This window comes from Actinosynnema sp. NPDC049800 (assembly GCF_040656635.1).
Lineage (GTDB): Bacteria > Actinomycetota > Actinomycetes > Mycobacteriales > Pseudonocardiaceae > Actinosynnema.
Genome location: NZ_JBFAMT010000127.1, coordinates 1 through 1,161, shown reverse-complemented (window position 1 = coordinate 1,161; position 1,161 = coordinate 1). Strand labels below are relative to the sequence as shown.

At 69.0% G+C, this 1,161-nt stretch carries 1 protein-coding gene; it reads left to right on the top strand.

The genetic code is table 11. From position 1 onward, the window contains the following. Positions 1 to 45: 45 nt before the first annotated feature. The coding region (locus tag AB0I91_RS44630; RefSeq protein WP_499642343.1) for an IS30 family transposase at positions 46 to 1,161 on the top strand (1,116 nt) is incomplete at its 3' end.

Below are 1,161 nucleotides of genomic sequence, written 5' to 3'. Positions count from 1 at the left end.
CTTGGGTTCTAGTGGTCGTCGCAACACCCCAGTTGGGGAGTTGTGGTGGATTTCGAGATCCGGGATCGGTCGGTCAACCTGGGCGGTCGGCGTCTGACGCGTGAGCGCGAGGCTTACCTTGCGCTCATGCGTCAGGGCGTCGGCAACCGGGAAGCGTGCAGGATCGTCGGTATCAACATCCGGACCGGGAAGCGTTGGCGCAACGGGCGTAATCCAACAGGCCGTGAGACGGGGGCGTCGCCGATCACCTCGGCGGCGTCCCCGTCGGTGTCGGGGCGGTATCTCAACGAGGACGAGCGGATCGTGATCGCCGACCGGCGACGGGCGAGGGCGTCGATCCGGGCTATCGCCGCCGAGTTGGGCCGGTCACCCTCGACGGTTAAACGGGAGTTGGACCGCAACTCCCATCCGGTGTCCGGGGACTACCGGCCGCACGCCGCCCAGGTCCGCGCCGACGCGCGTCGTCCGCGTCCGAAGACGCGGAAACTCGCGGCCGATCCGGAGCTGCATCGGATCGTGCAGGACCATCTGGTCAGGAAGCACAGTCCCGAGCAGATCGTCGCGGTGCTGCGGCGGGACTTCCCCGACCGGCCGGAGTGGCACGTGACCCACGAGACGATCTACCAGGCTCTCTACCTGCAAGGACGCGGTGAGTTGCGCCGTGAACTCGTGCGGGCGTTGCGGACCGGCCGCACCGTGCGCAAACCCCGCCGTCAGGCGCAGCGGCGGCAGCCGCGGTTCGTCCACCCGATGGTGATGATCAGCGACCGGCCGGCCGAGGTCGAGGACCGGGCGGTGCCCGGCCACTGGGAAGGCGACCTGATCCTGGGCAAGGACAACGCCTCCGCCATCGGCACGCTGGTGGAACGGGCGACCCGCTACGTGATGCTGTTGCACCTGCCCCACGGCCGCACCGCCGAACACGTCCGCGACGCCCTGACCATCACCGTCCAGGCCCTGCCCGCCCACCTCACCCGGTCGCTGACCTGGGACCAGGGCTCGGAGATGGCGCGGCACCACGAGTTCAGCGTGGCCACCGACATCCCGGTCTACTTCTGCGACCCGGCCAGCCCCTGGCAACGCGGCAGCAACGAAAACACCAACGGCCTGCTGCGCCAGTATTTCCCCAAGAGCACCGACCTGGCCGTCCACAGCGCCGAG